General features: G+C 52.2%; 4 protein-coding genes and 2 pseudogenes. 4 read left to right on the top strand and 2 right to left on the bottom strand.

Annotation, left to right across the window (positions count from 1 at the left end; genetic code table 11):
- Positions 1 to 317 precede the first annotated feature (317 nt).
- A pseudogene (locus tag V0288_RS24855) lies at positions 318 to 542 on the top strand (ISKra4-like element ISMae18 family transposase); the annotation flags it as partial.
- Between the two features lie 34 nt (positions 543 to 576).
- Here the strand turns inward: V0288_RS24855 and V0288_RS24850 are convergent.
- Positions 577 to 1,092, bottom strand: a pseudogene (locus V0288_RS24850) (IS701 family transposase); the annotation flags it as partial.
- Positions 1,093 to 1,427: 335 nt separating this feature from the next.
- Between V0288_RS24850 and V0288_RS24845 the strand changes: the two are divergent.
- Both V0288_RS24845 and V0288_RS24840 read left to right on the top strand, forming a co-directional pair.
- Positions 1,428 to 1,889: a hypothetical protein gene (locus tag V0288_RS24845; RefSeq protein WP_332867888.1), complete on the top strand. Its 462-nt coding sequence runs from the start codon at positions 1,428 to 1,430 to the stop codon at positions 1,887 to 1,889.
- Between the two features lie 106 nt (positions 1,890 to 1,995).
- A complete protein-coding gene (locus V0288_RS24840; RefSeq protein WP_332867887.1) occupies positions 1,996 to 2,610 on the top strand; it encodes a DUF938 domain-containing protein in 615 nt (204 codons plus the stop codon).
- A gap of 21 nt (positions 2,611 to 2,631) precedes the next feature.
- On the opposite strand, the gene V0288_RS24835 is transcribed toward V0288_RS24840, so the two are convergent.
- On the bottom strand, positions 2,632 to 3,492 hold the full coding sequence (locus V0288_RS24835; RefSeq protein ID WP_332867886.1) for a lysophospholipid acyltransferase family protein: 861 nt from the start codon (positions 3,490 to 3,492) through the stop codon (positions 2,632 to 2,634).
- Positions 3,493 to 3,722: 230 nt separating this feature from the next.
- On the opposite strand from V0288_RS24835, the gene V0288_RS24830 reads away from it, so the two are divergent.
- The gene (locus V0288_RS24830) at positions 3,723 to 3,953 is read left to right on the top strand and encodes an acetyltransferase (protein WP_332867885.1); all 231 of its coding nucleotides are present in this window, start codon (positions 3,723 to 3,725) and stop codon (positions 3,951 to 3,953) included.
- Positions 3,954 to 4,671 lie beyond the last annotated feature (718 nt).

The following is a 4,671-nucleotide window of genomic DNA, read 5'->3' as shown; positions in this document are numbered from 1 at the left end:
TCTTTCCGCGAGGTTTCTATCTTCCCCGACCCTAGAGTGATAAAAGAGCGGTAACCAAATTGATGCGAATAGTCTCGTGGTTAATTTCGGATAATCGTCATCGGGTAGACGACCGAGAACTTTCTTGACAAGCGAGGGTAGGTTCGATAGCATTAAATCAGTATTTAATTGAAATATAGCCTCTATTATATCATCTTAGAGGCTTTTTTTTATCGCTTTGTTTCTATCGTTCAACACTTCTGCTTAAAAGAGTCGAGAATTATTTATGGCAAGGACAGATAGATGAGGGTCTAGGAGAAATTTCGCGATGGTCAGGTAAGGAGGCGCGCAATTTTCGAGCTTACGTGCCAAAACATCGTTCGAGGATTCCCGATTATAGCTTGTATCAAGAATTAGGAATTTGTATCGGTTCGGGAAGTGTCGAGTCGGCGATTAAACAAATCGGCAACCGGATGAAAATCGTCGGGGCTCAGTGGAAAGCGGATAACATACCCCGGTATTTAAATTTACGTTGCGCCTATCTCAACGGAGAGATCCGCTAAGTTTTTATACTTAGCGCAAAAATGGGATGCTCCCGGGTTTCTTTTTAAACTCGACCTCTTCTTTTGCCGACGGTAGAGAGGAAGCGGGTTGATAGAGCTCGATATCTAATGGCAAACTTTTTTTTCCGTCGTAGAGATGGGTTGTCACTACCACGATTCCGTTGTCTGTTTTGCCGATCTCACCGAGGTATTGTCTCCCGACCCCCTCGGTAAAATTGCCACTTTTTCGATGCCCCGAGTCATCCAAAATCAACGTGAAGCCCACACCGAGCCGGGTCTGCGAGCATTTGTTCATCACTTCCAGACGACGTTGGTTAATTTGGGTCGCCGACCAAGGAGCCTCGGTCAAGAAATGATGTAATCGGTGATAAGCCACTCCCACCGAATTATTGGCCATCTGGGTAAGGTTTTTCCGCTCGCTTTCTCCTAATAATCCGCCTAAATAGTGTAGTCAGCCATCTTTTTGTGACCGGTTCTTGAAACAGTCATCGAAAAGAGCGCACCATCTCTCGAAGCAGGGCGGCATAGCTGATGGGGTCGTTTCTCGCATCAGGGCTACTTTGACGTGAAAGCTTGTTATGACTCGATTATAGCTTAAAAAGTTAGACGATCCGTTTAAGTCCCACTAGGAGTTCATTTTCCGATCGATATTCTCGGTTCTCGGATGCTGGCGATCGACGACCGGGCGATCGCCTATCTCGTGTTCCGCGGGCTATTCGGGACACCGAGCGCGAATTTTCCCGCGATTCCCCCCGATTAACCGGGGTGTATTTTAATTCGGGTTCAGAAGTTGACGATCGCGTTTTCCGGGGGAAAAGCCGATCGGGGACTGGCTCTGTTACAATCTAGCCTCGGTGTCCGCATTCGCGCTTTGGAGTGTTCGTTATGAGAAACCGTTTAAAATTAGCGATCGGGGTGGGAATTCTTCTCGGTTCCTCGGTTCTAACCGCGTCGGGAGCGGGGGCCGCGCGGGAGAGAATTCAATCGAAGCAACTTCAAGCTTTTGTCGAGGCGTTGAGATTGGCCGCCCCACCCCAGCGACCTAACGACGGGATGTACAGCGATTGGCAGGTCTTACCGGGCATTATCCCGAACTGGACGAAACAGTGTGTCGGTAAGGCGATGTCACCGGCCGCTTTCGATGCCGATCGCGCGGCCGCGAGAGAAACGGTCTCCTGTATCGCCGGACGGGAACTCGATCGACGGCTTCGATCGACGGGGGATTCTAAACTGGCGGTCCGTCAAGCCGCCTGCTGGTGGATGACCGGCAAGGATAACGGCTGTGAAACGGGAGCTACCGCCGAGTACGTCCGGAGGGTAGAAAAGTTTTACCGGCAACAACTGTAGGCTGACGGCTACATCCCGAGCCGATCTCCCCCCGAAAAATCCTCTTTTTTAAAATTTTCACCTCGAAAACCGATTTTTTCTGAAAATTTCTTGATTCCCGCCGCTCATGTCCGATTTACGCCAGTACGCCCCCGCCACGCAACGGAACCGACAGCCGATTCTCGAAGTTCTCGCCCGGGTACTGCCGGAGAAGGGCAATATTCTAGAGATCTCTAGCGGGACGGGAGAACACGCCGTTTTCTTCGCCGAGCGTTTATCCCCCCGTCTCTGGATTCCCTCGGACTGTAATTCGATCGCCCTCGATAGTATCCGGGCCTGGCGCGAGTATCTCCGACTCGACAACCCGCTCCCCCCGCTAACGATCGACGTTCACGAACCGGTCTGGGCGGTAGAACGGGAGAAGCGACCGATCTCCTCGATCGTCAATATCAACATGATCCATATCGCCCCGTGGTCGGCGGGTTTAGCTCTCCTGTCGGGCGCTTCCCGAGTGCTACCGACCGATGGCGTTCTCTACCTTTACGGACCCTACAAACGTTCGGGAAAACACACCGCCCCGTCTAACGAGGCTTTCGATCTTTCCCTACGTTCCGCGAATCCCGAATGGGGGGTTCGCGATTTGGAGGCAGTGAGCGCGGCGGCGGACGAGCGAGGATTTAGTTTAATCGAGGTGGTTTCCATGCCCGCGAATAATCTCTCGATCATTTTCCGAAAACGGTAATTCCGCTCCCGTCCCGGTAGGCTAGGGATACTTAGCGACGAGAAGATCGAGTTCCCGTTGCATTTGGTGACGGACACGCTCGTAGCAGGCCTCCACGTAAACGCGATCGCGGGCGGCTTCCGCGCCGTAACGCTCGAAGTAGATCGGCGCGCCGACACGGGTCGCGATCGGTCGGGGCCAGGGGAGATTCGGTAGGGGACCGAGGGCGAGTCCCCAGGGTAGACCGAGGTAGATGGGGAAGACCTCGGGATCGATCCCGAACGGCCAGGGTAAGCCCAGTTCGTGAATTTGTCGCGCGAGGGGATAGATATCGGCTAATACCAGCAGGGTATCGTGGGCGCCCCAGGAAACGGCGGGGACGATCGGCAGATGGTGTTCGAGCGCGATTTTAAGAAAACCGACGCGACCGCGGAGATGGATGCGATCGCGTTGGTGAAACGGGCGGAACACGTCTTGCGCGCCGCCGGGATATACCAGAAGGCTGGCATCGCGCTCCAGGGCGGCGATCGCCATTTTCGGATGGGCGGCGATCGCCCCGGCGCGCTCGGCCAGGAAAGCGAGAGGAGGATAGACTTTCCACACCGTCGGGTGCATGAGACCGTAAACAACCCGATCGGTTCCGAAACGCTCGAACCAGTCGTAGAGCATCATGAACATATCGGGAGCGGCCATCCCGCCGTTGTGAGAGCCGACAAACATCACCCGGCCGTCGGGGATCTGTTCCCAGCCCTCGGTTCGGACGCGGAAATAGTGTTCGTAAAACCAGCCCCATAGAGGCTGAAACGCTCGGATAAAATCAGGATCGCGACAATCTAAAGACCAACCCGGACGAGACGTTCCCATAAGCCACGAATCTTTATCTAATAAGGATTTTCTCAGCATACTCTATTCTGTATCGGTCACATCTTTTTTAAAATCGGCGAATCTATCCCCGGCGATCGCCCGATCGGTTTTCGGAAGCGGAACTCTCGCTCGCTCGTCCCGGAAAGCCCCCTACCGTTGTCGATAGCGTTTCCGGCCGGAAAGGTTATATTTTTATTTCATTTCCGTCAGCGCTCCCCGCGGATTGACAGGATCGGGATAGATATAAAGATTAAAATTCGGGAGAGAATATGTTTTTAAAACATCAACCCTCGGGGAATTTAGTAGAGGTTCTGAATTTAGACGAATTGATCGATCCTTTTCTAGCGAAAGTCGAGGGACGATTTCACAGCGGGCAAGAGATGCAAGATCCGGAACCGTTTACCAAATCGCATTTAATTTTCCCTTCCGGTGAATCGTTGCCAGTTTGTTGGCTCGACTCCCATTACGATAGAAATTCCCGACATCTATCTAAGGAATGAAATAAATTACAGCCTTTCTCAGATACATAAGGTACGTTCTCGCGGTTGGAATCTTTTAGCGGTAAGGGTTGGTATGTACTTCACCTTTACGAGAAAGGCTGTATCCCTTTTCTGTCAGAGGTGGAATGCCGTCGATCCCGCGATCGAACGATTCCCTTACTGGGCAAGGATTTCGGGATTGAGTTGCTGACAGTTTCCCTCGATCGGGTCGTAACAACGCTCAATTCTCGTGAAACCATTGATAGACAAGCGTTTCGGCTCGGATTGCCAACAGGAACCGATCCTACTCTGATGAAAGAGGGGTATCCCGCCCGATCATCTTGAACCCATCGCGTCTCCCATCACGCCGGGCGACAGACCGATCGGGTTTGGAGTCTTCCGTCCGCCCGTCGCGATCACCCGATCGGGCGTGATACTTCTCGGTGAAGGAAAGAAGGGGTAAAGCGAGCGAGATCCTCCGTTTTCCAAAACCAAACACGAATTTTATGGGAAAAATTCTCTTGAATCAACGCGAAAAGCGAAGCCGGGCGAGTTTTTCAAGCCCGAATACCTCTCGGTTAAGGATTTTTCGGGGCCTCTCGCCTACCTTGACTCTAGACTAATAGATAAAAGAAATCGGCTTGGCTAGTCAATCAAGGCCAAGAAATCGCGAGAAATATCGTTCTGTAAAGGTTAAGAGGTTTCGTGAACCGCTTTTTTCGTTCTAGAAACTCGCTTT

Origin of the sequence: Pannus brasiliensis CCIBt3594 (assembly GCF_036688125.1) — a bacterium.
Taxonomy (GTDB): Bacteria; Cyanobacteriota; Cyanobacteriia; order Cyanobacteriales; family Microcystaceae; genus Pannus; species Pannus brasiliensis.
The sequence above is the reverse complement of the archived record's forward strand: the minus strand, read 5'-3'. Positions and strand labels throughout refer to the sequence as shown.